This is a genomic window from Bradyrhizobium sp. NBAIM18 (assembly GCF_020193825.1).
In the GTDB taxonomy this organism is placed as follows: domain Bacteria; phylum Pseudomonadota; class Alphaproteobacteria; order Rhizobiales; family Xanthobacteraceae; genus Bradyrhizobium; species Bradyrhizobium yuanmingense.
This window is the reverse complement of the sequence record NZ_JADYVO010000007.1, coordinates 293,371-316,238: the sequence shown is the minus strand read 5'-3', so window position 1 is coordinate 316,238 and position 22,868 is coordinate 293,371. Positions and strand designations below refer to the sequence as shown.

General features: G+C 64.7%; 19 protein-coding genes and 1 tRNA gene. 8 read left to right on the top strand and 12 right to left on the bottom strand.

The annotated features are described in order from the left end of the window. Window positions 1–124 precede the first annotated feature (124 nt). Window positions 125–1,639 (bottom strand): autotransporter domain-containing protein, encoded by a 1,515-nt coding sequence (locus I6F17_RS18635; protein WP_225124049.1) that lies wholly within the window; start codon window positions 1,637–1,639, stop codon window positions 125–127. A gap of 496 nt (window positions 1,640–2,135) precedes the next feature. On the opposite strand from I6F17_RS18635, the gene I6F17_RS18630 reads away from it, so the two are divergent. Next, a complete protein-coding gene (locus I6F17_RS18630; protein WP_225124050.1) occupies window positions 2,136–2,996 on the top strand; it encodes a methyltransferase domain-containing protein in 861 nt (286 codons plus the stop codon). Between the two features lie 122 nt (window positions 2,997–3,118). Here the strand turns inward: I6F17_RS18630 and I6F17_RS18625 are convergent, their stop codons facing one another. From I6F17_RS18625 to I6F17_RS18600, 6 genes are all read right to left on the bottom strand, one after another. Next, window positions 3,119–4,099 (bottom strand): cation diffusion facilitator family transporter, encoded by a 981-nt coding sequence (locus I6F17_RS18625; protein ID WP_225124051.1) that lies wholly within the window; start codon window positions 4,097–4,099, stop codon window positions 3,119–3,121. Window positions 4,100–4,101: 2 nt separating this feature from the next. Further along, the gene (locus I6F17_RS18620) at window positions 4,102–7,320 is read right to left on the bottom strand and encodes a CusA/CzcA family heavy metal efflux RND transporter (protein WP_225124052.1); all 3,219 of its coding nucleotides are present in this window, start codon (window positions 7,318–7,320) and stop codon (window positions 4,102–4,104) included. Then, window positions 7,313–8,299 carry a divalent metal ion exporter adaptor subunit IhpB gene (ihpB, locus tag I6F17_RS18615; RefSeq protein ID WP_036039043.1) on the bottom strand — a complete coding sequence of 329 codons (987 nt, stop codon included), beginning with the start codon at window positions 8,297–8,299 and terminating at the stop codon, window positions 7,313–7,315. The genes I6F17_RS18620 and ihpB overlap by 8 nt, the downstream gene beginning before the upstream one ends. After that, the gene (ihpA, locus tag I6F17_RS18610) at window positions 8,296–9,570 is read right to left on the bottom strand and encodes a divalent metal ion exporter subunit IhpA (protein WP_225124053.1); all 1,275 of its coding nucleotides are present in this window, start codon (window positions 9,568–9,570) and stop codon (window positions 8,296–8,298) included. Before ihpA ends, ihpB begins: the two co-directional genes overlap by 4 nt. Before the next feature lie 55 nt (window positions 9,571–9,625). Then, window positions 9,626–9,988: a hypothetical protein gene (locus tag I6F17_RS18605; protein WP_225124054.1), complete on the bottom strand. Its 363-nt coding sequence runs from the start codon at window positions 9,986–9,988 to the stop codon at window positions 9,626–9,628. Window positions 9,989–10,108: 120 nt separating this feature from the next. Further along, window positions 10,109–10,339, bottom strand: a complete 231-nt coding sequence (locus I6F17_RS18600; protein WP_225124055.1) for a hypothetical protein — start codon at window positions 10,337–10,339, stop codon at window positions 10,109–10,111. A gap of 358 nt (window positions 10,340–10,697) precedes the next feature. Between I6F17_RS18600 and I6F17_RS18595 the strand changes: the two genes are divergently transcribed. Continuing rightward, a complete protein-coding gene (locus I6F17_RS18595; protein WP_225124056.1) occupies window positions 10,698–11,588 on the top strand; it encodes a hypothetical protein in 891 nt (296 codons plus the stop codon). A gap of 63 nt (window positions 11,589–11,651) precedes the next feature. On the opposite strand, the gene pepT is transcribed toward I6F17_RS18595, so the two are convergent. Both pepT and I6F17_RS18585 read right to left on the bottom strand, forming a co-directional pair. Continuing rightward, a complete protein-coding gene (gene pepT, locus I6F17_RS18590) occupies window positions 11,652–12,902 on the bottom strand; it encodes a peptidase T (protein ID WP_225124057.1) in 1,251 nt (416 codons plus the stop codon). Window positions 12,903–13,000: 98 nt separating this feature from the next. Continuing rightward, on the bottom strand, window positions 13,001–13,330 hold the full coding sequence (locus I6F17_RS18585) for an HU family DNA-binding protein (protein ID WP_036010212.1): 330 nt from the start codon (window positions 13,328–13,330) through the stop codon (window positions 13,001–13,003). 233 nt (window positions 13,331–13,563) lie between these two features. On the opposite strand from I6F17_RS18585, the gene I6F17_RS18580 reads away from it, so the two are divergent. Beyond that, a tRNA-Asp gene (locus I6F17_RS18580) sits at window positions 13,564–13,640 on the top strand. A gap of 99 nt (window positions 13,641–13,739) precedes the next feature. Here the strand turns inward: I6F17_RS18580 and I6F17_RS18575 are convergent. Continuing rightward, the gene (locus I6F17_RS18575) at window positions 13,740–15,239 is read right to left on the bottom strand and encodes a caspase family protein (protein WP_225124155.1); all 1,500 of its coding nucleotides are present in this window, start codon (window positions 15,237–15,239) and stop codon (window positions 13,740–13,742) included. Window positions 15,240–15,255: 16 nt separating this feature from the next. After that, window positions 15,256–17,346: a caspase family protein gene (locus I6F17_RS18570; protein ID WP_225124058.1), complete on the bottom strand. Its 2,091-nt coding sequence runs from the start codon at window positions 17,344–17,346 to the stop codon at window positions 15,256–15,258. Window positions 17,347–17,398: 52 nt separating this feature from the next. Here I6F17_RS18570 and I6F17_RS18565 point away from each other — a divergent pair, with 52 nt between their 5' ends. The 3 genes from I6F17_RS18565 (at window position 17,399) to I6F17_RS18555 (ending at window position 19,299) form a co-directional block, all read left to right on the top strand. Then, on the top strand, window positions 17,399–17,620 hold the full coding sequence (locus I6F17_RS18565; RefSeq protein ID WP_225124059.1) for a hypothetical protein: 222 nt from the start codon (window positions 17,399–17,401) through the stop codon (window positions 17,618–17,620). Window positions 17,621–17,689: 69 nt separating this feature from the next. Further along, a complete protein-coding gene (locus tag I6F17_RS18560; protein WP_036039028.1) occupies window positions 17,690–17,941 on the top strand; it encodes a hypothetical protein in 252 nt (83 codons plus the stop codon). A gap of 251 nt (window positions 17,942–18,192) precedes the next feature. Further along, window positions 18,193–19,299 carry an autotransporter outer membrane beta-barrel domain-containing protein gene (locus I6F17_RS18555; protein ID WP_225124060.1) on the top strand — a complete coding sequence of 369 codons (1,107 nt, stop codon included), beginning with the start codon at window positions 18,193–18,195 and terminating at the stop codon, window positions 19,297–19,299. Between the two features lie 165 nt (window positions 19,300–19,464). On the opposite strand, the gene I6F17_RS18550 is transcribed toward I6F17_RS18555, so the two are convergent. Continuing rightward, window positions 19,465–19,668, bottom strand: a complete 204-nt coding sequence (locus tag I6F17_RS18550) for a hypothetical protein (RefSeq protein ID WP_036010204.1) — start codon at window positions 19,666–19,668, stop codon at window positions 19,465–19,467. Here I6F17_RS18550 and I6F17_RS18545 point away from each other — a divergent pair. Both I6F17_RS18545 and I6F17_RS18540 read left to right on the top strand, forming a co-directional pair. Beyond that, entirely contained in the window at window positions 19,660–19,869 is a 210-nt protein-coding gene (locus I6F17_RS18545; protein ID WP_225124061.1) for a hypothetical protein, read from the top strand. The genes I6F17_RS18550 and I6F17_RS18545 overlap by 9 nt on opposite strands. 177 nt (window positions 19,870–20,046) lie before the next feature. Next, window positions 20,047–22,305 carry a TonB-dependent siderophore receptor gene (locus I6F17_RS18540; RefSeq protein WP_225124062.1) on the top strand — a complete coding sequence of 753 codons (2,259 nt, stop codon included), beginning with the start codon at window positions 20,047–20,049 and terminating at the stop codon, window positions 22,303–22,305. The last annotated feature ends 563 nt before the right edge of the window (window positions 22,306–22,868 follow it).

The following is a 22,868-nucleotide window of genomic DNA, read 5'->3' as shown; positions in this document are numbered from 1 at the left end:
CGCTTGCGTCGGATCCGGAGCCCAAAGCGCAACTCTGTTCCAGACTTTCATATGACCGAATGCAGAAAGCAAAAGCCCCGGACGAACCGGAGCTTTGCCTTAGCGACGACCAGCAGTGGGGTGATCAGTACTTCGCCACAACGGGGCCTCCGCCCCAGTTGAAGCGATAGACCAGCTGGCTGCGAACGGCGTGAACCCATTTCTCGGAATCGATCGACGCTCCAACGGACAGACCGGTTGCCGTGTCGCGGACGGCGTTCGTTGCGGTGTCGAATTCAGAGAACCGATATTCGGTCTTCCAGAACAAGCCCGGCACGATCTTCAGCGCGTGTTCTTCGCCGGCGCCGATGAACCAGCCCCTGTAGGTACGCTTGTCCATGAACACGCCGCTTGGTCTTCCGAACGGCGCAGCGTTGAGGGTGAAATCGGTACGGTCAAAGCTGGCTTCGGTATAGCCGACTGAGAAATAGGTTAGGAGGCTCGGCGTCGCCAGCCAGCCGAGCCGGCCGCCGCCCGCCCAGGCCGAGCTCATCTTCTCTTCGCCCACGATCCCGAAGCGAGGCGGGCTGAGCTGGCCCTTGAGGCTGCCGATATCGTAGTCGCCGAATGCGCCGACGACGAAGGCCGCGCCCGCTGCCGCAAACTGGTAGTCGCAGCCGCCCTGCACAGTCCCGAAGAAGCCGCGGCCTCCGGTCGTTGCTGTATCGCTGAAGCGGGTTCTGGTGGGGCCATCGATGTAGGTCGTGTTGTCCTGATTCCAGAGCCCATAGCCTCCGCCGCCGCCGACGTGGCAGCCGGTCCAATTCGTGAGCGGCGTGGGGGCCGGAGGCGCCTTCAGATAGGCAGGGGACGTCACATCGGCGGCGGGGCCGCTCGAATTGAAGCGGTAGACCAACTCGCTGCGGACAGTGTGGACGTACTTCTTCGAATCCTCGGAAAAGCCGATCGGCAATCCGCTCGCCGTATCCCGGATCGGATTTGTGCCGACATTGAAGTCGGAGAAGCGGTATTCCGTTTTCCAGAAGAGACCCGGCAGGAAGCCCAGCGCATATTCGGCGCCGGAGCCGATGAACCAGCCATCGTAGGTTCGCTTGTCCTGATAGAGGCCGGCCGCAACTCCGAAGGGCGGAAAGTTCAGATTGAAGTTCGTGCGGTCGAAGGTCGCTTCGGTGTAACCCGCCGAGACATAGGTCAGCAGGCTAGGCGTCGCCAGCCAGCCGAGACGGCCCCCGACCGCCCAGGCCGAGCTCATTTTCTCGTCGCCAACCATCGAGAAGCCGGAGGGAGTGAGCCGCCCGGTTAGACTGGCGAAATCGTAATCACCGAAGGCGCCGATCACGAAGCGCTCGCTGGCCGCCGCAAACTGATAGTCGCATCCCGCCTGTACCGTCCCGAAGTACCCGCGGCCACCGGTGGTGATCGTATCGGCATTCTGAAAGCGGGGCGGACCGTCGACAAAAGTCGAGTTTTCCTGATTCCACATGCCGTAGCCGCCGCCGCCCGCGACATAGCAGCCGGTCCAGTTGACGAAAGCTGCGGCGACAGCCGGTGGCTTGGCGTATTTGCGCGGAAGGTCGGCTGCCAATGCTGATCCGGAAAACGTCACCAATGCCACGAGGGCGGGCGCAACCTGCTTCATTCCAAACATTCCCATTCCACCAGACCGCGGCCAAGCGACCCCTCGCCAAGCCACAATCGACTCCTCGGGACAAACATACGAAGTTTGATTCAGAATACTGTTGCAGGAAGGCTACAATCGCGGAAAGTGTGCGGCTCGCCTGTGCATATCCAGCCGCGAGCCGGGCTTTTCGCGACACCGCGTTTCTGGTGTCGGTCTCGTGGGAGCAGAGGGTGCGAGCCTTGCCCCTTCGAAGGGACCGGATGGCGTCCAGAAGAACCTCTTTGCTAGCAGAGGGTTCTGACGGTTCGACGCGTGCAGTCCAGGGCTGCGGACATCAACAGTTTTCCGAAAGTCAGTCTCTGATCGGACGCGGCCCGGACGGGTCGGTACGCGCCGACGCGGCAATCCGTCGCGCGAGCTCCAAAGCGCTCTCACACGTGCCTGACGTTAGGGCGCCCGCTTTTCGACCGAACAGGCTTCTATGATAGAGCAAGAATAGATGATGGAGCCTTGAATGGAACGACCCGCCGGGCACGCAGAGAACGCCGACCAGATCGCCTATTGGAACGGGCCGAGCGGGCAGCGCTGGGCCGATCGCCACGCTGCGCAGGAGAAGCTGCTCGGCCCTATTGCCGACGTGTTGATCGACCGCGCCAAGCCGAAGCCGGGCGAGCGCGTTCTGGATGTCGGCTGTGGCTCCGGCGCGACGACGTTTGCCTTCGCAAAGGCGGTGGCGCCCGATGGCTTCGCGCTCGGCCTCGACGTCTCCGAGCCAATGCTGGCGCAGGCGCGGGCGCTCGCGCCGAAGGGCCTGCCGCTCGACTTCGTGCTGGCGGATGCGACCGTTTATCCGTTCGAGCCGGCGAGCTTCGATCTGCTCGCTTCACGCTTCGGCGTGATGTTCTTCGCGGATCCCATCGCGTCCTTCGCCAATCTGCGTCGCGCGCTGAAGCCGGCCGGCCGGCTCGCCTTCGCCTGCTGGCGCGAGCCGAAAGAAAATCCGTGGGCGATGGCGCCGCTGATGGCGGTCTACAAGCACGTGCCCAAGATGCCGCCGGTTGGGCCGGAGGAGCCGGGCCCATTCGCCTTTGCTTCCGAAGAGCGCGTGACGCGCATCTTGAAAGGCGCAGGATTCGCGGACGTCGCGATGGAGCCGCACAATCTGGCGATGGACATTGCTATCGGCGGCGGGCTCGAGGCCGCCGTCGACGGCTCGCTCCAGATCGGTCCCGCCAGCCGCGCACTCCAGGGCCATCCGCCCGAGACTTATGAAGCTGCGAAGGCTTCGATCCGCGAGGCGCTCGCGCCGTTCCTGAAGGAGCAGAGCGTGGCGCTCCAGGGCGCGATCTGGATCGTGACGGCGAAGGCGGGGTAGGCGCAGCTCTCTCCACCGTCATTGCGAGCGAAGCGAAGCAATCCAGAATCCCTCCGCGGAGGCAATCTAGATTGCTTCGTCGCAACGGCTCCTCGCAATGACGATGCGGAGGCAGAGTCGCCTCACACCACATCATCCGGAGCCAGCGCGCAGCCGTTGTCGGGATGCGTCTCGACCTGAAGCGTGGTGTGGCCGATGCGGAAGGATGTCCTGAGGAGCTCCGTCGTCTGCATCAGGAATGCGTCGTCGCTGCCTGCCGGCATAACGAGGTGGCAGGTCAGCGCCGTCTCGGTGGTCGAGATTGGCCAGACGTGGAGATCGTGAATCGCCGAGACGCCCGGTCGCGCCAGCAGGAACGCCCTGATTGCGGCGAGGTCGGTGCCCTTGGGCGCGGCCGCCATCGACATGTCGATGGAGCCGCGCAAGAGGCTGGTCGTGCTCCAGAGGATGGTGGCGCAGATGATGAGGCTGGTGATGGGATCGAGCCAGAGCCAGCCGGTCCAGATGATCAGCGCGGCCGAGACCACGACGCCGAGCGAGACCGCGGCGTCGGCGGCCATGTGCAGATACGCGCCTTCGATGTTGATGTCGTCCTTGCGTCCGCCAGCGAACAGCAGGGCGGTAAAACCATTGATGAGGATGCCGATGCCGGCGACCACCATCACGGTGACGCCTGCGACCGGCTCCGGCTCGCGCAGGCGCAGGATCGCCTCCCAGCCGATCGCGCCGGTCGCGACCAGCAGGAACACCGCATTGGCCAGCGCCGCCAGGATGGTGGAGGCGCGAAAGCCGTAGGTGAAGCGGCCTTTGGGCGCGCGGCGGGCTGCGATCGAGGCGCCCCAGGCGATGACGAGGCCGAGCACGTCCGACAAATTATGGCCGGCATCGGCGAGCAGCGCGGTGGAGTTGCCGATATAGCCGTAAACCGCCTCGGCCACGACGAGCGCGGTGTTGAGCGTAATGCCGAGCGCGAACGCCTTGCCGAAATTGGCGGGTGCATGGACATGGCCGTGCCCATGACCATGATCGTGTGTATGGCCATGCGCATGCGAGTGGCCCGCATGATCATGGTCGTGATGATCGTGGTGGTCGTGGCTGCCCAATTCTAGCGCTCCGCAGACGCCGCCAAATCAGGGGCCATTGTAGGCGTTTCATCTGCCACGTCACGGCGGAACAGCACGTAGAGCGCCGGCAGCACCAGCAGCGTCAGCACGGTCGAGGAGAGAATGCCGCCGATCACCACGGTTGCGAGCGGCCGCTGCACCTCGGCCCCGGCGCCGGTGGCGAGCGCCATCGGCACGAAGCCGAGCGAGGCGACGAGCGCCGTCATCAACACCGGGCGCAGCCGTGTCAGCGCGCCTTCGCGCACGGCCTCCGCGACCGAGCGTCCCTCGCTGCGCAGACGCTCGATGAAGGCGATGATGACGAGGCCATTGAGCACGGCAACGCCGGATAGCGCGATGAAGCCGACGCCGGCGCTGATGGATAGCGGAATGTCGCGCAGCAGCAGCGCCGCGACGCCGCCGGTCAGCGCCAGCGGCACGCCGGAGAACACCAGCGCCGCATCCGCCGCCGATCCCATGCCCATGAACAGCAGCAGGAACACCAAGAGCAGCGCCACCGGAACCACGATCGTCAGCCGCTTGGTGGCCGAGACCAGCTGCTCGAACTGGCCGCCCCAGCCGATCCAGTAACCCGGCGGCAGCTTGACTTTCTCGGCAACGGCCGCCTCGGCCTCCGCGACGAAAGAGCCGAGGTCGCGCGCACGGACATTGGCCGTGACGACGATGCGCCGCTTGCCGTTCTCGCGGCTGATCTGGTTCGGCCCCGGCGTCGCATCGACGGTGGCGACCGATGACAGCGGCACATAGCGCATCTGGGTGAGGGGCGAGCTGGCCAGCGCCGTTCGAACGGCGCTGCCGGTTACCGCCTCCTCGGCGGGCGGCAGCGGGATCGGGATCGCCCGGATCGCCTCGAGATTGCCGCGCAGGTGCTCCGGCAGGCGTACCACGATCTCGAAGCGGCGATCGCCTTCGAACAGCTTGCCGGCCGACTTGCCGCCGACCGCGATCTCGACAATGCCCTGCACCTCGGCGACGCTGAGGCCGTAGCGGGCAAGCGCCTGGCGATCGAGGCGCACGGTGAGGATCGGCAAGCCCGAGACCTGCTCGATCTTGACGTCGCTGGCGCCGCGGATGCCGCGGATCGCGGCCTCCACCTGCTTGGCGGCGCCTTGCAGGATGTCGAGATCGTCGCCGAAGATCTTGACGCCGACATCGGTGCGGACGCCCGAGATCAGCTCGTTGACGCGGAACTGGATCGGCTGGGAGATTTCGTAGGCGCTGCCGGGAATCTCGTCTGCAGCATGCTCGATGGCCTCGACCACCTCCGATTTCGACTTGCCCGGATCGGGCCATTCGGCGCGCGGCTTCAGCATGACGTAGCCATCGGTCTGCGCCGGCGACATCGGGTCGGTGGCGATCTCCGCGGTGCCGATGCGGGTGAAGAACTCCTTCACCTCCGGAATCTGCATGATGCGCTTTTCCAGCGCCTTCTGCAGGTCCAGCGACTGCGTGAGGCTGGTACCTGGAATCCGGATCGAGGCCAGCGCGACGTCCCCTTCGTCGAGACTCGGAATGAACTCGCCGCCCATGCGCGAGGCGGCGATGCCGCTCGCGGTCACGATGAGCACGGCGGACAGGGCGACGGCGAGCCGGTTATCGATGGCAAAGCGGAGCAGGGGGAGGTAGGCGCGCTTCGCCGCGCGCATGAACAGGTTTTCTTGCTCGGACACCTTGCCGGTGACGAAGATGGCGACGGCCGCCGGCACGAAGGTGATGGAGAACAGCACGGCCGCGCCCAGCGCCATCAGCACCGTCAGCGCCATCGGCGTGAACATCTTGCCCTCGACGCCGGTCAGCGTCAGCACGGGCAAATAGACCACGGCGATGATCAGCGTTCCGAACAGGCTCGGCTTGATCACCTCGCTCGACCCGCGCAGGATCGCGCGCAGCCGTTCGGGCGTCGTCAGCAGCCCGCCTTTCTCGCGCTGAGCCACCGCCAGCATGCGCAGGCAGTTCTCGACGATGATCACGGCGCCGTCGACGATGATGCCGAAGTCGATCGCCCCCAAGCTCATCAGGTTGGCGCTGACCTTGGTCTCGACCATGCCGGTGACGGTCATCGCCATGGACAGCGGAATGACGCAGGCCGTGACCAGCGCGGCGCGGAAGTTGCCGAGGATCAGGAACAGCACGGCGACCACCAGCGCCGCGCCTTCCAGCAGGTTGTTCCGGACGGTGCGGATGGTGGCTTCGACGAGATCGGTGCGGTCGTAGACGGTCCGCGTCACGACGCCCTCGGGCAGCGATTTGGCGATGTCCTCAAGGCGGGCTGCGACGCGGCGGGCCACGGTCCGGCTGTTCTCGCCGATCAGCAGCATGGCGGTGCCGAGCACGGTCTCCTCGCCGTTCCAGGTCGCAGCGCCCGTGCGCAAATCGCGCCCCTCGGTGACAGCAGCGACGTCCCTGATCCTGACCGGATTGCCGCCGCGCGAGCCGATGACGATGTCCTGGATTTCGCTGACAGTGCCGACCTGGCCCGGCGAGCGAACCAAATATTGCTCGCCGTTGCGCTCGATATAGCCGGCCCCGACATTGGCGTTGTTGGCGGCGAGCGCGGTCATCACGTCGCGGAAGCCGAGCCGGTAGGCCATCAGCTTGCCGGGATCCGGCAGCACGTGGAATTGCCGCTCGAAGCCGCCGATCGTGTTGACTTCGATGACGCCCGGCACGTTGCGAAGCTGCGGCCGGATGATCCAGTCCTGCACTGTGCGCAAATCGGTCAGCGAATAATCGTGTCCGCCTTGTGTCTTCGCGCCCGCCTTGGCTTCGACGGTGTACATGAAGATCTCGCCGAGGCCGGTCGAGACCGGGCTCATCGCGACCTCGACGCCCGCCGGCAGCTGGTCCTTCACCTGCTGGATGCGCTCGCCGACGAGCTGCCGGGCGAAGTAGATGTCGGTGCCGTCCTTGAAGACGACCGTGACCTGGCTGAGTCCGTAGCGCGACAGCGAGCGGGTGTAGTCGAGCTTGGGCAGGCCGCCCATCGCGGTCTCGACCGGGAAGGTGATGCGCTGCTCGGTCTCGAGCGGCGAATAGCCGGGGGCGCGTGTGTTGATCTGGATCTGGACGTTGGTGATATCAGGCACGGCGTCGATCGGCAGGCGCTGGAAATTCCAGGCGCCAAAGGCGACGGCGCCGAGCGCGAGGACGAGGACCAGCCAGCGCTGCTGCAGCGAGACGGCGATGAGACGCTCAATCATGCTCGGCCTCGCCTTTGCCCATCTCCGCCTTCACGACGAAACTGTTCTCCGCGACGTAATGCTCGCCGGCCGAAAGGCCGGCCTTGATCTCGACATGGCGCGGATCGGAATCGCCTGTTTCCACGGGCCGCGCCTCGATCTTGTCGCCGTCCTCGCGCACGAACACGATGGTCTTGTTCTCCAGCGTCTGGATCGCGCTGCGGCGCACGGCAACCGCGACATTGCGCGCCGCGAGGATCAGCCGCGCCGTGACGAACAGGCCGGGCCGCAGCCGTCCGTCCGGATTTGGCAGCACCACGCGCGCCAGCGCGGTCTGGGTCTCGCTGCTGCCGATTGGCGCCATGTAGGAGATCGTGCCCTTGATCTCGCCGCGGCCGTCGTCGGGATCGATCAGGACCTCGTCGTTGAGGCGGACTCGGCGGAGATCCTGCCGGTAGATCGACAGGTCGACCCAGATGGTGGAGAGGTCGGCGACCACGAAGGCCGGCTTCTGCTCCGAGGCGTATTCGCCGAGCGAGATCTGCCGCTCGATGATGGTGCCGGCAATCGGCGCCTTCAGCTCGTAGACGGTGAGGCTTTGGTTGCTCTCGATCGCGGCGAGCAGGTCGTCCTTGCCGACCCTGTCGCCGATCCGCTTCTGGATGGATTTGGCGAGGCCCGGAAAGCGCGGCGTCACCTGCACCACGGCTTCCTGGTTGGCGCGCAGGATGCCGTTGAAGGCGAGCGTGTCGGTCAGCGTGGCGCTCGCGGCTTCCGCCAGCGTGACGCCCGCGGCCGCCAGCTTGACGTCGGAGATGCGGATGCGGTCGGCGCCGTGCTCGTCCTGCTCGACATGGTCGCTCGGCTTCTTGTGTTCGGAATGCTCGGCGTGCTCGCCATGCTCGGTGTGTGCGAGCTTGTCAGGAGCGAGCAGGGAATAGCCGTAAGCGCCGAGCGCGGCGGCGACGATGGCTACAAGGATGGTGGAGGACGTCTTCATCGCGCGCTCTCCCGGGCCAGCGTAAAGGGATTGCCGACAAGGCCTTCGATGATGGCCACGCCGGCGTGGAAATTCTGCAGCGCCTCCTGCTCGCGTAGCCGCGCCTGGGTGACGCTGGCCTGGGCGTCGAGCACTTCGAGCAGGGTAAAGCGGCCCTGGCCATAGCCTTGCGAGATCGCCTCGGAGGCCTCGACGGCCTTGGGGATCGCGGTCTCGCGTAGCACCGCGAGCTCGCGCAGCGATCCCTGCAGCGAGTCATAGGCGCGGCCGGCGATCACGATCAGCGCGTTGCGGTTGGCCTCGCGCTCGGCTTTGGTCTTGGCGAGGCTTTCCTGGGCCGAGAGGATGTTGCCCTGGTTCTGGTCGAACACGGGGATCGGCACGGAGACGGTCAGCCGCGCCGCATCGTCGCCCGTTTCGTTGAAGTGGCGCCAGCCGGCCGCGATCCGCACGTCCGGATAGGGCCTGAGCCGCGCCAGTAGCAGCTCGGCATTGCGCTGGGCGTAGACTGCGGTCCAGCGCACCAGCTGCGGATTGGCGTCGATGGCGGCAACCACGGCCTGGAACGCCGGCGGCCGCCCGGTGGTGTCGAGCCGACCGGACACCTCGCCGAATTTGGTGGCGGGATCGCCCATCAGCACCGCAAGCTCGCGCCGGGCGCTCGCCAGCGTCGCCTTGAAGCGCTCGCGGTCCGCCTTCACCAGGGCGGAGGCGACCTCGGCGCGGCCGGTCTCCGCCGGCGAGGAGGCACCGGCCTCGACACGGCGGCGCAGAAGCGGCGTCAGGCGGTCGATCGCGGCGATCTGCTCGTCGAGGATCTGGATGCGCCGCTGCGCGCCGAGCACGCTGAGAAAGGCGATCGCGGTCTCCGACAGCACCTCCAGCCTGATCGCCTGGCGCTGGATCGCGGCGACCTCGACGCCGGCTGCGCCTGCGGCAATCCGCGCCTCGCGCTTGCCGAACAGCTCGAAGGCCTGGCTGATCTGGAGCGTGGTCTCCGCCGAGCGCGTTCCGCGATATCTGCCGGAGCCGAATGAATCGTCCTGTTCGTAGGACAGTTCCGGATTGAGCAGGGCGCCCGCCTGGATACGCTGGCCCGTGGCGATGCCGACGTCGCGCTCGGCTGCCGTCAGGCGCGGGCTCGCCGCCAGCGCGCGCGACAGCGCGCTTCGCATCGTCAAAGTCTGGGCGTGAGCGGGTGCAAGCACCGATGCTGCAATCAGACACGCTGCCGCGCACGCCAGGCGCGCGGCCATTCCCCTGCAAAACATGAAATCGACCTGTGAAGGATGAACCTAATGGGCGCGCCGCGCCCGACCAATCCGTTCAGGCAATAAGTCGGGGAGGGGGAGAGTCGGTATCGGGCACAATTCCGGCGAGGCGGGGGGCCTGTTGCGGGCTCGGTGCCGACACGAGCGCGATCGCCGCGGTGGATGGTGCCGGCTGTGCCACGGTCAGCGAAAAGCAGCCGTGGCAATGATGTCCGCCGATGGTCTTGTGGTCGCCGTGGCCGGTAGCGCCGTCGAGGACCGCGGCGATCTCCGAACCGCCGCGGGGCGTGGTGACGTCGATGTCGTGCGCGCCGTGCAGCGCGCCCGCGAGCAGATAGACCGCCGCGATCAGCACGGACAGCAGCCCCCGCGGAAAACGCGAGCGGCGGGATCCTGAGGGCTGACGGTTTGCGAGCACGAGTTCACTCTCGTTGCGGTCTGTGCCCGGCCTAGCATGGGTGCGGGAACAGTGTCGACCCGCAACATTGTTACGTCCCTGGAACAATTGCCGCAGCAGTGCATGCGCTGCCAGCGCCTCTCACTGGCGGACAATGACGCGCCGATGCGGCGCCATGGTTTCGAACGAGGGGGCCGGAGCGTCGCTGCCATCGTCACCTTCCATGGTGATGACGGCCCGACAGCTCGCTTCCATCGCCCGTTCCAGCCATTTGATGGCTTCGTCGATCCATTGGTCGTGGTGCTCGGGATCGGCGAGGGCCTTCTCCCGGAATGCATTCGCCTGATGCAGGCACGCCGTTCTTCGGTCCACGCGCCACCCCTGATCCGGAGGTTCCGCCCCGAGCGCATCATTGATGATCCCGGCCGCGGCGTCGTTAACATACGACAGGGGAGACCTGCCGGCCGCAACGCGGAAAGGCCCCAGCCGGACGAGCCGGCTGAGGCCTCATGTGCTCACAATCTCTATCCCTAGGACTTGGACAGACAACCCGCATCCTCCAAGTTCGTTCCATACGATCTGTCCAATTTGGAACGTTCCTCATACCTCGCGATTAGCGAGCAGAAGAACTGAGGAGGACGGACAATGGACGGACTGATTTATTTGATCGGCTTGATCGTCGTCATCATGGCGATCCTGTCGTTCTTCGGCCTGCGCTGAGAGCGCGGCGATGACGGTCGAAACTCTCATGCGGGAAGAGGTCATGGAAGGCGGCCTGGCAGCCGAGGCGCCTCGAACCATCCAGTGGAGCTCGGTGTTCGCGGGCGCGCTTGCTGCGAGTGCAATGTCGTTCATCCTGATCGGTTTTGGTGTCGCGGTCGGCCTCGGTGTCAGTTCGGCTTCGCCGAGCTGGCGCGATGCGTCGGCGGCGCTGGCGCTACTCTCTGGGCTCTATCTGATCATCCAGGCGATCGTCAGTTTTGGATTTGGCGGTTACGTCGCCGGCCGGACCACCCGGTCCGAGCCCGCGCTCGCAACGATCGAGGATGACGGCGAGCGGCGGGACGGGCTTCACGGGTTGACCGCCTGGGCGCTGGCAGTCCTGGCCGGCGCCGCGCTGCTGGCGCTTCTCGGCGCTGCCGCGATCGACCGTTCGCCGATGCGCAGTTCGGCGAGCAATACCTCGGCGGCCGAGCCGTTGTTGAGCTATGAGCTCGACAAGCTGTTCCGCGCGCCGCGCCGCGCGCCGAACACCGACCTGAGGGAAGCGCGCGCCGAAGCCGGACGTATCCTGATGACGTCGTCAAGCCACAGCGGCGTCGCCGCCGATGACCGGACGTACCTCGTGCAGCAGGTCGCCGCGGTCACGGGACTGGCGGCTCCCGACGCCGAAAAGCGCGTTGACGCCCTGATCGCAGACGCGAAGACGGCGATCAACCGCGCGCGGCGCAACTCGATCATCGTGGCGTTCTCGGTCGCAGCCGCGACCCTGATCGGCGCCGCAGTGGCCTGGGCCGCGGCGGTTGCCGGCGGACGCCATCGCGATGGAGAGCCGTTGCCGAACTGGATGGCGAGCGCCAACCGCTTCCACCGCAACCCGCGCGCAATGCCGGTGCCGTAGGCCCTCAACCAAATGGAAATGGCCGGGCGCAAGCCCGGCCATGGTCGACGTCTTCAGGAAGCGTCAGGCCTTCTCTTCCCAGATCATCGCCAGATGCACGATGGTCTGCACCGCCTTTTCCATGTCCTGCCGGCTGACCCATTCGAGCCGCGAATGGAACGCGTGCTCGCCGGCAAAGATGTTGGGGCAGGGCAGGCCCATGAAGGACAGGCGCGAGCCGTCGGTGCCGCCGCGGATCGCGGTGCGCATCGGGCGCAGGCCGGCGCGGCGGATCGCCTCGATGGCGTATTCGAGCACGTGCGGGTGACGGTCGATCACCTGCTTCATGTTGCGGTACTGCTCCTTGACCTCGAACGTGTAGGTCGAGCGCGGATAATCCTTCATGACGTCCTTGACGATGCCCTCGAGCAGCGCCTCCTTCTCCTTCAGCCCTTCCTCGGTGAAGTCGCGGACGATGAAGGAGAGCGTCGCCTGTTCGAGCGCGCCGTCGATGCCGATCGGATGCAGAAAACCCTGCTTGCCCGAAGTGGTCTCTGGCGAGCAGCCCTCCTTCGGCAGACGCTCGACGATGGCGGCGGCGATCTTGATCGCGTGCTCCATCTTGCCCTTGGCGTAGCCGGGATGGGCGCTGACGCCGTTGATGGTGATGGTGGCGCCGTCGGCCGAGAAGGTCTCGTCCTCGACGCAGCCCGCGCTCTCGCCGTCCATGGTGTAACCGAAATCGGCGCCAAGCTTGTTCAGGTCGACATTGTCGACGCCGCGGCCGATCTCCTCGTCCGGCGTGAACAGAATCTTGATGGTGCCGTGCTTCACGTCGGGATTGTTGATGAGGAAATGCGCGGCATCCATGATCTCGGCAACGCCGGCCTTGTTGTCGGCGCCCAATAGCGTCGTGCCGTCGGTGGTGATGATCTCGTTGCCGATCTGGTTCTTCAGCGCAGGGTGCTCATTGAAGCGGATCACCTGGCTAGTGTCGCCGGGCAGGACGATGTCGCCGCCGCGATAGTTCTTCACGATTTGCGGCTTGACGTCCTTGCCTGTGACGTCGGGCGAGGTGTCCATGTGCGAGCAGAAGCAGATCACCGGCACCTTCTTGTCGGTGTTGGCCGGGATCGTTCCGTAGACGTAGCCGTATTCGTCGAGATGCGCGTCCACAACGCCCATGGCCTTCAGCTCGGCAGCGAGCACGCGGCCGAGATCCTTCTGCTTCTCGGTCGACGGCGAGCTAGGGGATGCCGGATCGGACTGGGTGTCGATGGTGACGTAGCGCAGGAAGCGCTCGGTCACGGTATGCGAAAAGGAGAGGGAGGACATTTCTGGTCAAACCGCCGAATGTTCGGGAAGCAGGCGGTATATCAGAAAAGCGGGCCGTGATGCGGCCGGAACGGGCTCGGGGGCGGGCTTTAGTGGCCTCAGATCGCTTCCTTCAGTTCCTTCACCGGGCGGAACGCGACCTTCCTAGTGGCCTTGATGTGGATCGCTTCGCCGGTGGAAGGATTACGGCCGGTGCGGGCGGCGCGCTTGCGGACCTGGAGGATGCCGAGGCCGACGATGCGGACCCGGTCGCCCTTCTTGAGGTGCTTCGTGATCAGATCGACCATGTCGGTCAGGACGGCCTCGGCATGCTTTTTGGAGACATCCTGGCGCTCGGCAATGTCGGCGGCGAGGTGCTTGAGCGTGATCGTGGCGGGCGCGGCTGCCTTCTTCGCAGAATCCTTCTTCGCCGGATCCTTCTTAGCCATGTCTGGCCTCCTCGATCTTGCAGGTCGTCCAGAGGGAGATGGCCCCTGACCCGCAAGTTCCCGGAGGCGTAGACGATTCGGGACCGGACTGACTACGCCGCCGGCGTTACCGAGGGCCGCGTTCGTGTGTGCCAGCAGTGGAATCCGCTGGTTTGAGCTGTGGATGCAACATCCTTGACTTCACCAGATCGGGCCTTTAAGTCCCCCCTCGTTCCGCAGACATTGCGTGTCACGCGGGAGTAGCTCAGTTGGTTAGAGCGCCGGCCTGTCACGCCGGAGGTCGCGGGTTCGAGCCCCGTCTCTCGCGCCATTTTTGGCAAATAGATCAAATAGTTGCTGTCTTTCGTGGCCAAAAGCGCCGCTTGGACGGCCGTTTCATCCCGATCGCTTCCTCCCCGCCAGAATACGTTTATTTCGGCTTGGACTCCTCGATATGGGCGAGGATGCGCCGTGCGTCGGTGCTGCCGGCCTGCGCCGCCTTGGCCAGGAGCCGCCTGGCCTCGGCAAGGTCCCGTCGGCCGCCGATTCCGTTGGCGTTGCACCGGGCGAGATTGACCAGGGCTTCGAGTCCGCCCATCGCGGCGCCCCTCTGGTACAGCGCCCGAGCCGATTTCAGGTCTCGCCTGGCTCCCAGTCCCTTCTCGGCAAGCTCCCCCATCCTGTTGATGGCCGTCGCATCGCCGAGCTCGGCGGCCCGCTGATACAACGCATAGGCCTTTGCGGGATTGCTGGCCGCGCCGATTCCACGCTCCTGCTGTAGGCCGAGGCTGACGAGTGCTGGCGCAATCTTCTTCTCGGCGGCCATCTCATAGTAGAAGCGCGAGCGGGCGGGATCTTTCTCGACGCCGTTGCCGTTCTCATACATCAATCCGAGCTCGTAGAGCGCGCGTGCGTTGCCGAGCTCGGATGCCGCCTTGTAGCTCGCCACCGCTCCTCCGTAATCGCGCATGGCGAACAATGAACGCCCGAGCTGGTAGTGCAGGCGGTCCACCCCTGGCCACCGCTTGACCGCCTCCGCGCACGCCGCAACCGCGCCCGCCGCCTTTGTATCGTCGCGCGTCTCGCCTTGGTCGGCGCCGGCTGCCCTCAAATCCGCGAGCCCGGCAACGGCGTTGTCGCAGTGCTGCATGACGGCGGTATCGTCCTGGACGACTTGCTTGACGGGATGGAGATAGACCTTGTCCTTGGAAAGCTGACCATACATGTAGGGCGTCTGCTTCCGGTGCGTTGCCTGCCGAACCTCGTCGCGAACGTTGCGAAAGACGAAGTTGATCTCGAGGTCGGCCTGCCGGAGGTATTTCAGCAGCGCCGCAGCGAAAGGGCTGTTGCGGCCTTCGCCTTCTTCCGCGGTCCGCCCCGGCTCCGCTGGAAAGAACACGAGCGTGTTGCGGATTGGTGCGCTTCCGGCTGAGCTCAGGGAAGAGCTGCGGCTGCGGCCATTCGGTATGGCAGGGAACGGGTTCTCCCGCATGGCATCCAGAATCACCAGACCCAGCCTGCGGGCCCGCCCTGCGGCAGCGGTCACCGCAGCCAGGGGAATGGTCTCTGCGTTAGCCGATTCAGGTGTGGCGAGATGCGCATCGACAGGGATCAGGTAACTGCCGACACCGGCGGCTGCGCTGTATCCGGCAAAATAGAAGATCGCGATGTCCGCAGCGGCGGATTTCTCGGTGAAGGCGACGAGCCCCACGCGCAGATCGTCGAGGGTCGTGTTCTTGCGCAGATCGACATCGAAGCCGAGGCCGGCGAGACCCGCGGCAATGTCCTCGGCATCATTGACGGGAGAGCCGAGCGGTGGCGCGTTCGCGTAGCTCGCGTTTCCAATGACCAAGGCGACACGGCGGTTGGAAGCTTCTGCTTCGGCGTCGAAGAGAAGCCCGATGGCAATGAACAGTGCCAGCCAGCGCACGATCAAGTCGCGTCCCTTAGTCGATGTCGGAATGGGGGTGCCGCCTGATCCAGTCACGATAGGTGAGGAAATCGAGGCCGAGCAGACCATAGTCGACGCGCAGAAACCCGTCCACTCCAGACGACACCGCCGCGGGAGTCTGCCGCGCGACCTCCTGCGCCATCACGCCGACATAGAACCTCGCATCGCCCTTGTATCGATAGCGATAGAGGCGGAGGCCAGTATCGGTCCAGCCGAGTGCCGTAATGTCCTCCTTGAGGCGGATGTCCGATGGAATGGTGACGCGGCTCGCGGCATTCGAAGCGGCAGTCGAGGCCGCTCTGCTGGCCGCGCTTGATGCGGCGCTCGAGGCTGATCGGCTGGCAGCGTTCGACGCTGCGGCTGATGCCGCCTGCGATGCCGCCCGGCTTGCTGCGCTCGACGCGGCATTGCTGACCGCAGTCGAAACGGCATTGCTGACCACGTTGCCGACGACGTTGCTGACGACGCCGCTGACCACATTGCCGACATTCTGGTTCACGCGTGCAACCACTCGCCGATATTCGCGATTGCGAACCTTTTCCTCTTCCGAGCGGGTGTAGGCGGAAACCAGGAGTCCGCGCCTGCGCGCCTCGGTCACCGCGTTGATCATGCATCCCTTGGGATTGCCCTTGGACCGGCAAAGCTGGAATTGAAGTTGGACGTAGTCGGGGTATTTTTTGATGGATCTGGCGCATGCCCCGGAATCGCCGTCGAAGCAGGCGTTCACGTCGCTGTCGTGCGCTGATTGCAGCATCAGTTCGGTGGAATTGACCGGTCGCAAGGCAAGGTCGCTGCCCGGCGGCAGGCGGTTATGGCGCGAGCTCGGATAGCGCTCGGCAAACCGGCCAACCACGCTCTTGTCGCGTGATTCCTTCAGGACGTCCCATGCCTTCTCGACCGCCTCCGAATTGCCGGTGGTCGTCTCGGCCGAGGCGAGCTGATAGCTCGCCGGTGGCGGACCGGGCATGTCGATCTGCCCGGTGGCTTGGCCAGGCTTGGCCGACTTCTCGAGCGAAGCCAACGCGACCCGGGCGCTCTCGACATGCTCGCCAAACGGATAGAGATCCAAATAGGCGCGGTAGGCCGCGAGCGACTTCTGTCGCTCGACGATCTTCCAGGCGTTCGTTTCAGCCGTCTGCAACTGCGCAATGCGCTGGTCGATTTCGGCCGTATGCGCGCTCGCCGGGAATTGCTGGGCGAAACGGCGCAAGGTCGCGATCTCGTTGGTCGAGCGGACGAACTCCCAGGCGAGCTGCTCGGCATCTGCTCCACCATCGCCGCTTGCGATGGCGGCTTCGCCGTTGAGATAGATGTCGCCCTTCGGCAGCGTCCCGTAGATTGCCGGCTCTTGTGTCCCGGTCTCCTTCCAGACTTCGTCGTGCACGATCCGGAAGAGATAGTTGATTTCGAGTTGCGGCGTTTCGACATGGCGCAGGAGCGAGCCGGAGTAGGGGCTATTCCGCCCGGCCCCGTCGTTCGCCGTCGTGCCGGCAGCGGCCGCAAAGGCAACGAGCACGTTGTCGCTCACCTCGACGGGGGCAAGACCGCGCGTGTCGGCCGCGAAAGGCGTCGGGGAACGGGGGGTGCCGGACACTGGCGCGGCCGCCTTCGATGGCCGCGACGAGAGCGCGCGTCCCACGGCGGCGACCTTCGTCGTTTCAAACGGGTCGTTGCGGCAGGCGTCGAGAACCACGAGGCCGATGATCTTCGGCATCACGGAGATATCGATCAGGGTCTCGAGATTGATCGCCTCGGCATAGACATCGATCTCGGACTTGATTTCGGCATCGACCGGAATCAGCCAGTTCTTTCCGTCCATTTCGACGCCATGGCCTGCGAAGAAGATCACCGCCTTGTCGGCCGTCTTCGCAGCATTGCCGAATTCGATGAGGGCCTGCCGGAAATGATTGTAATCGAGGTCGGCGAGGTGCCTGACGGAATATCCCAGACGACCCAGCGACATCGCCATGTCGGCGGCGTCGTTGGCCGGGTTGATGAGTTTTGGGACCTTGCGATAGTTGCTGTTGCCGACAACGAGCGCGATCCTGTCTCCAGCGGTCGCCTGCAGTATTGTCGAAACGAGCATCGACAACGCTACGCAGCCGAGAACGGCGATCCGGCGTAACAAATCCTGCAACATGAAGACGGGACGCGAGCTTGCGAGAACGAAAATCCCCAAATGGGCAGGCATCGGCAGAAACTCAGAAAATGAAAAATCGCAGAAACGGGCTAAGGCGGCTTGTTCGTGGATTTTACATCAAGGGATGCTGGATGACGACATCAAAGGCGTCCGTGTTCAGGATTTCGTGAACCGGGAGTGGCGATGCTTCGACCAAGAGGCTGCACGTCGCGAGCGGTGAAACCAGTCGCGCTGCGCTGGTGTTGATGGCGCAGGCGGCCGAGGCCGGCGACATCTTCGGAGACTGCGGATGACCAGGACAGTCAAGTTCGCCCGTGCGCCGATTCTGGCCTTGCCGCTGCTCGTCGCTTTGTGCAGCGTGGCCCGCTGCAATGATCCGGCCGAGTCGTCACGCGACTCGATCATCCAGAACGTTCGAGAGGACGTGCGGCGGCACATCCGGGCGCGGGAAGCAGGCAAGCCTAAGAAAAGTCCGGAGCTGAACCAGGCGGCAACGCAACGTGGAGCCACGAAGAAGCGAAACCGCTCGACGGTGGAGTAGAGGGATATCGGCGCGACCCTGCGTTGGGTTGCTTCTCGTATCCGGGAGTGTTGCTCGGCGTGCAGCGCGGCCTGGGAAAGTGTTGCAAATGAGCATCAGCTGGGCGCGCTTGATGGAGCCGAACCCCCAATTCAGCCAATCAGGGGAAGACGCCGCGGGTGCTTTGCAAATAAATTCGGCGCCTGAAGCTTGCGGGAATTTACCTCCCGCCAAGGCTCGGGGCTGAACCAGCAGGGGGCTGATCGAATACCATGAGGGCAGGAATTTTCCGCCGCGGCTTTGTCGTGGCCGTACCTTTTTTGCTTAGTCTGTTTGTGACGCGACCGGTCTCCGCACAGGAGGTCAATGTTCCGCAGCAAGTCATCAACAACACCGTTCAGAACATCATCCAGAACGTCCGCGACCAGATTCAGCATCGCAGGGTCGTTGCTCCTCCTGGAATGCTGCGCTTCAGCGGCGAGGAGTCGGATTTCGACCGTCGTGATCCGTTCGCCGCAAGGGGTGTCAGCAATCCGTTCGGTGCCCTGGCCTACGCCAAGGCTCCGGCACTTGCAGCGCCGCCCCCGGCGCTCTGGCTTTACGGCGCGAACCTCGTCGGCAGTGGCGACAGTGCGCAATCGAGCGGGGTCCAGGTCAGCGTTGCGACGGTGACCGGCGCAGTTGATGTGACCAAGATCGGTATCTTCACTGCAACCGACGCGCTGACCTTCATCGGGACTGGCTCGCACTCGTGGGCGCACACCTTCACGAATGGCGGACTGACTACCGACGGTTCAATTCCATCGACTTCCGGCACCCTGTCCTATCTCAACGGCGGTTTCTCGACTGACTTCACCGCGCTCGCGAGCTGGACTCGCACCACATCCAATCTTCCCCTTGCCGCGACCGCGGACGGCACCGGCATCGCCTATACCTGGAACGGCCAATACCGGTTCGACTTCCCCTACACCGTGTGGTTCGAGCCCACGGTCGGCGTAACCTATTCGGAGAGCTATACCGCCAATTTCGGCAGCAAGACGGGCGATTCAACCGAATTTCACGGTGGCATGCGCGCCGGCTTCGAGACGGACTGGCTGGGCTTCAAGATCCAGCCGTCGATCTCGGGTCAGTACTACAGGATCGTCGACGCGAGCGGCGCCGGCGCCGTTGGAGGTGCGGTCCCCGTTGCGGCCGGCGTGATCGGTACCAATGGCCTTCGTGGTTCCGCAAAGGTCAACGTGCTCTGGACGCCGCAGCTGTCGTCCTACCTCGAAGTTCATGGCAGCAGCATCACCGTGCCGGACCCGCTGCTGCCTGGGGTCGGCGGATTCGGAACCTCGATCGCGGGTACTCAGGCCGGCCTTCGCTATACCTGGTAGAGCGATCTCGAAGATGGGTGCCCGCCGTGCGCGGCGGGCATCTTTGCGCTCCTCTCGCGTCTGGCGGAGACAACATCCCCCGCGGCGCCGTCGCATGGGCGAAACCAAACGAAAAGGCCGCCCGAAGGCGGCCGTTTGGTATCAAACCGGACCTTTTCCGGTTGTTCAGCGAATCTCCGACGTCCCCGCGCTGGTCACGACCACCGGCTTGCCGGCCTTGATGACCTGGGTGGACTGGGCGGTCTGGCTGTAATCGGCATGGGTGCGGGCCGCGATCCCGAAGCCGGCCACGGCAATGCCGGCCACCAGCGCCACCACCACGATCTTCAGGTGGGTCGCACGATCAGCAGAATGAATTGAGTGGTTCATCTGAGCCTCCCGACGGGCTTTGCCGCCGTCTATGGGCTCATCTTCTACGGGCCATCTGTTTCCGGATGGTTTCGCGGGTTCCGCAAAATGGTTTCATCTCGCCCGGCCGGCAAGTTTCATTTGGACGGCCGCGATGGGCTGGTCTGGGGCGCCGTTTGGCCGCCCGATCGTCTTTCGGTGATCGCCGCCGAAGCCCCCTGATGTTGCAGCAACATGCGAAAATATTGGAGCATTTCTAAGAGTCTTTCTAAGAAGCTTTCAATTAGGGAAATCGCGCGCCCTCACATAAGCGTCACTGCAAGCGCATGGCGTCTGGGGGACAGGCGGCATGACGCATCGAACATGCAGCTTTGGGGTGGCGCGTTGAACAGTCTTGGAATGCTGCGGTCGGCCGTGTTGGCGACCGCATCCGCTTGGGTCTTGATGCCTCAGGCATCGCTTGCACAATCTTCCGCGCAGAGTGGCGCGCAGAACATTCCGCCGGTGACGGTCACGGCGCCGGAAGCGCGCCGCCGCACCGCGGCGACGCCTCAGCGCCGCGCGACGCGGATATCGGCGCAGACCCCTGCCACGAACAGGCCGCAGCCGCGGCGCGACGTCGGCTTCGTCGAGACGCCGCGCGGGCCGGTGAACGGCTATGTCGCCGGCCGCAGCTCGTCGGGCACCAAGACCAACACGCCGATCATGGAGACGCCGCAGGCGGTGTCCGTCATCGGTGCCGAGCAGATCCGCGACCAGAAGCCGAACAAGCTCGACGAGGTTCTGCGCTACACCGCCGGCGTGCGGGCAGGGACTTTCGGTACGGACACGCGCAACGATTGGTGGCTGATCCGCGGCTTCAAGTCCGAGGACATTGGGCTGTTCCTCGACGGCATGCAGCTGTTCTACACGTCCTATGCGAGCTGGAAGCTGCAGACGCCCAACATGGAGCGCGTCGAGGTGCTGCGCGGTCCGTCCGCGGTGCTCTACGGCGGATCGAGCCCGAGCGGCATCGTCAACGTCATCAGCAAGATGCCGCCGGCCGAACCGATCCGTTACATCGAGACCGGCGTCAACAATTTCGGCAATGCCTATGTCAGCTTCGACATGGGCGGTCCGGTTGCGACCAGTCCTGATAACGGCAAGCTGTTCGCGCGCGTGGTCGGCCAGGTCCAGAACGGCGGCACGCAGGTCGACTTCACGCCTGACAACAACTACTTCATCGCGCCGTCGGTCACGTGGAAGCCCGATGCCGACACGACCTTCACGGTGCTGGCGTCGGCCTCGAAGCAGGATACCCGCGGCATCAACTTCCTGCCTTATCAGGGCACGGTGACCAGCGCGCCGTTCGGTAAGATCCCGACCAGCTTCTTCGTCGGCGATCCCAGTGTCGACAAGTTCACGCGCGAGCAGGAGATGCTCGGCTATCAGTTCGAGCGCCATCTCACCGACGATGTGACGTTCCGTCAGAACGCGCGCTTTGCGCATGTCGACATCACCTATCGCGGCTATGTCGGCAACGGCTGGGACAACATCAACACGGCGACGATGGGTCGCTATAACTGGTATGCGAAAAACACCGCGAACCAGGCCAATCTCGACAACCAGCTGGAGTATCGTTTCAACACCGGCGCCGTCAGGCACACGATGCTGTTCGGTGTCGATCTGCGGGGCTATCAAATCGACGATTACCAGGCCTTCGGGTTCGGTGTGCCCTCGATCAACGTCTTCAATCCTGCCTACGGGGGAGCTGAGGTTCCGCTACCCGGCTCGCCGTTCCGCAACTTCCTCATCACGCAGAAACAGGCTGGCACTTACGTTCAGGACCAGATGAAGCTCGGCAATTTCACGCTGGTGCTGAGCGGCCGCAATGACTGGGTCGAGACGACGCAGGAGGCTCGGGACACCGGCGCCAGCGTCGCCAGCCGCGACGACAGCAGGTTCAGCGGCCGCGCCGGGTTGATCTACAATTTCGACAACGGCATCGCGCCTTACGTCTCCTATTCGACGAGCTACAATCCAATCATCGGCCTCAATGCGTCGAACCAGCTTTTCCTGCCGGAGACCGGTAAGCAGGCCGAAATCGGCGTGAAGGTCGCGCCGGTCGGATTCGACGGCTATTTCACCGTTTCGGTTTTCGATCTGGTTCGCCAGAACGTGACGACGACCACGGGCGCGGGCATCGTTCCGGTGCTGCAGAACCAGACCGGAGAGGTGACCTCGCGCGGCATCGAGTTGGAAGCGGTGGCCAATGCCACCAAGGAGCTGAAATTCATCGGCTCCTTCACGTCCTATAATCTCTTCGTGAGCAAGGATCTCGATTCGACGCTCGTCGGCAAGACGCCGACCAACACGCCCGAACTCCTGGTGTCGGGCTGGGCGGACTACACCTTCAGGGACGGACCGCTCGCAGGGTTCGGCTTCGGGGGTGGCGTGCGTTACATCGGCTCGTCCTGGGCCGACCAGGCCAACACGCTCGAGGTTCCCGCGGTCGTGCTCGGCGATCTCGCGCTCCACTATGAATGGCAGAACTGGCGCACGGCGCTCAACGTGATCAACCTGACCGACAAGATCTACGTCGCGAGCTGTGCTTCGGCCTCGTCCTGCTTCTATGGCGATCGTCGGCGCGTCACCGCCAGCGTCTCCTACAAATGGTGAGGACAGGCGAGGGCAGGGCCGGAAGGCTCTGGGACGAAGCGCAACCGATCGTGACGTTCGCTCGGCTCCACCTGGGCGTCCGCTGATCTGCGGTTACGATGAGCTCGCGGGCCATGCCCCCCGGCCCAAAGCTCATCCGGGCGCGGCGCGAGCGACCGGCAGGTCGCCGCCGCGCCCGCGACCGGCTTGGAGCCAATCGCGGGCACATTCGCCGGACGAGCCCCGGTCCTGTGATGACGCATGGCTCCTCCGATTACTCGTAGCTGTGGACAGGTCTTTCCTGCACCTCAGGCGGCGGCACCAGCATCGGTGGTCCTGACCGCGCCGATCGGCAAATCTGTCGCCGCGACAACGGGGAGGTTGCCCCTGCGGCGCTGCACTGCCGCCCCAAAAACCCGAGCATTTGGTCGGTCAGCGCGCAGCGATAGCTGCCTCGGCGCGAGTGCCGCAATCTCAGAACGGCTGACCTGCGAGACCGTGGCAGCCCTTGCTGGGTAGGGCGATCTGCTCCATACCAGCCGCGGGGTGATTCCGGGATTTTCACCGTTCTGGGGGCGGCAAAG

What these genes read in the sequence shown, in the direction of transcription:
- I6F17_RS18635 (WP_225124049.1), bottom strand. Translation starts at nt 1,639, where the DNA reads ATGAAGCAGGTTGCGCCCGCCCTCGTGGCATTGGTGACGTTTTCCGGA.
- I6F17_RS18630 (WP_225124050.1), top strand. Translation starts at nt 2,136, where the DNA reads ATGGAACGACCCGCCGGGCACGCAGAGAACGCCGACCAGATCGCCTAT.
- I6F17_RS18620 (WP_225124052.1), bottom strand. Translation starts at nt 7,320, where the DNA reads ATGATTGAGCGTCTCATCGCCGTCTCGCTGCAGCAGCGCTGGCTGGTC.
- ihpB (WP_036039043.1), bottom strand. Translation starts at nt 8,299, where the DNA reads ATGAAGACGTCCTCCACCATCCTTGTAGCCATCGTCGCCGCCGCGCTC.
- ihpA (WP_225124053.1), bottom strand. Translation starts at nt 9,570, where the DNA reads ATGTTTTGCAGGGGAATGGCCGCGCGCCTGGCGTGCGCGGCAGCGTGT.
- I6F17_RS18595 (WP_225124056.1), top strand. Translation starts at nt 10,698, where the DNA reads ATGACGGTCGAAACTCTCATGCGGGAAGAGGTCATGGAAGGCGGCCTG.
- pepT (WP_225124057.1), bottom strand. Translation starts at nt 12,902, where the DNA reads ATGTCCTCCCTCTCCTTTTCGCATACCGTGACCGAGCGCTTCCTGCGC.
- I6F17_RS18585 (WP_036010212.1), bottom strand. Translation starts at nt 13,330, where the DNA reads ATGGCTAAGAAGGATCCGGCGAAGAAGGATTCTGCGAAGAAGGCAGCC.
- I6F17_RS18570 (WP_225124058.1), bottom strand. Translation starts at nt 17,346, where the DNA reads ATGCTCGTTTCGACAATACTGCAGGCGACCGCTGGAGACAGGATCGCG.
- I6F17_RS18565 (WP_225124059.1), top strand. Translation starts at nt 17,399, where the DNA reads ATGAAGACGGGACGCGAGCTTGCGAGAACGAAAATCCCCAAATGGGCA.
- I6F17_RS18560 (WP_036039028.1), top strand. Translation starts at nt 17,690, where the DNA reads ATGACCAGGACAGTCAAGTTCGCCCGTGCGCCGATTCTGGCCTTGCCG.
- I6F17_RS18555 (WP_225124060.1), top strand. Translation starts at nt 18,193, where the DNA reads ATGAGGGCAGGAATTTTCCGCCGCGGCTTTGTCGTGGCCGTACCTTTT.
- I6F17_RS18550 (WP_036010204.1), bottom strand. Translation starts at nt 19,668, where the DNA reads ATGAACCACTCAATTCATTCTGCTGATCGTGCGACCCACCTGAAGATC.
- I6F17_RS18540 (WP_225124062.1), top strand. Translation starts at nt 20,047, where the DNA reads ATGCTGCGGTCGGCCGTGTTGGCGACCGCATCCGCTTGGGTCTTGATG.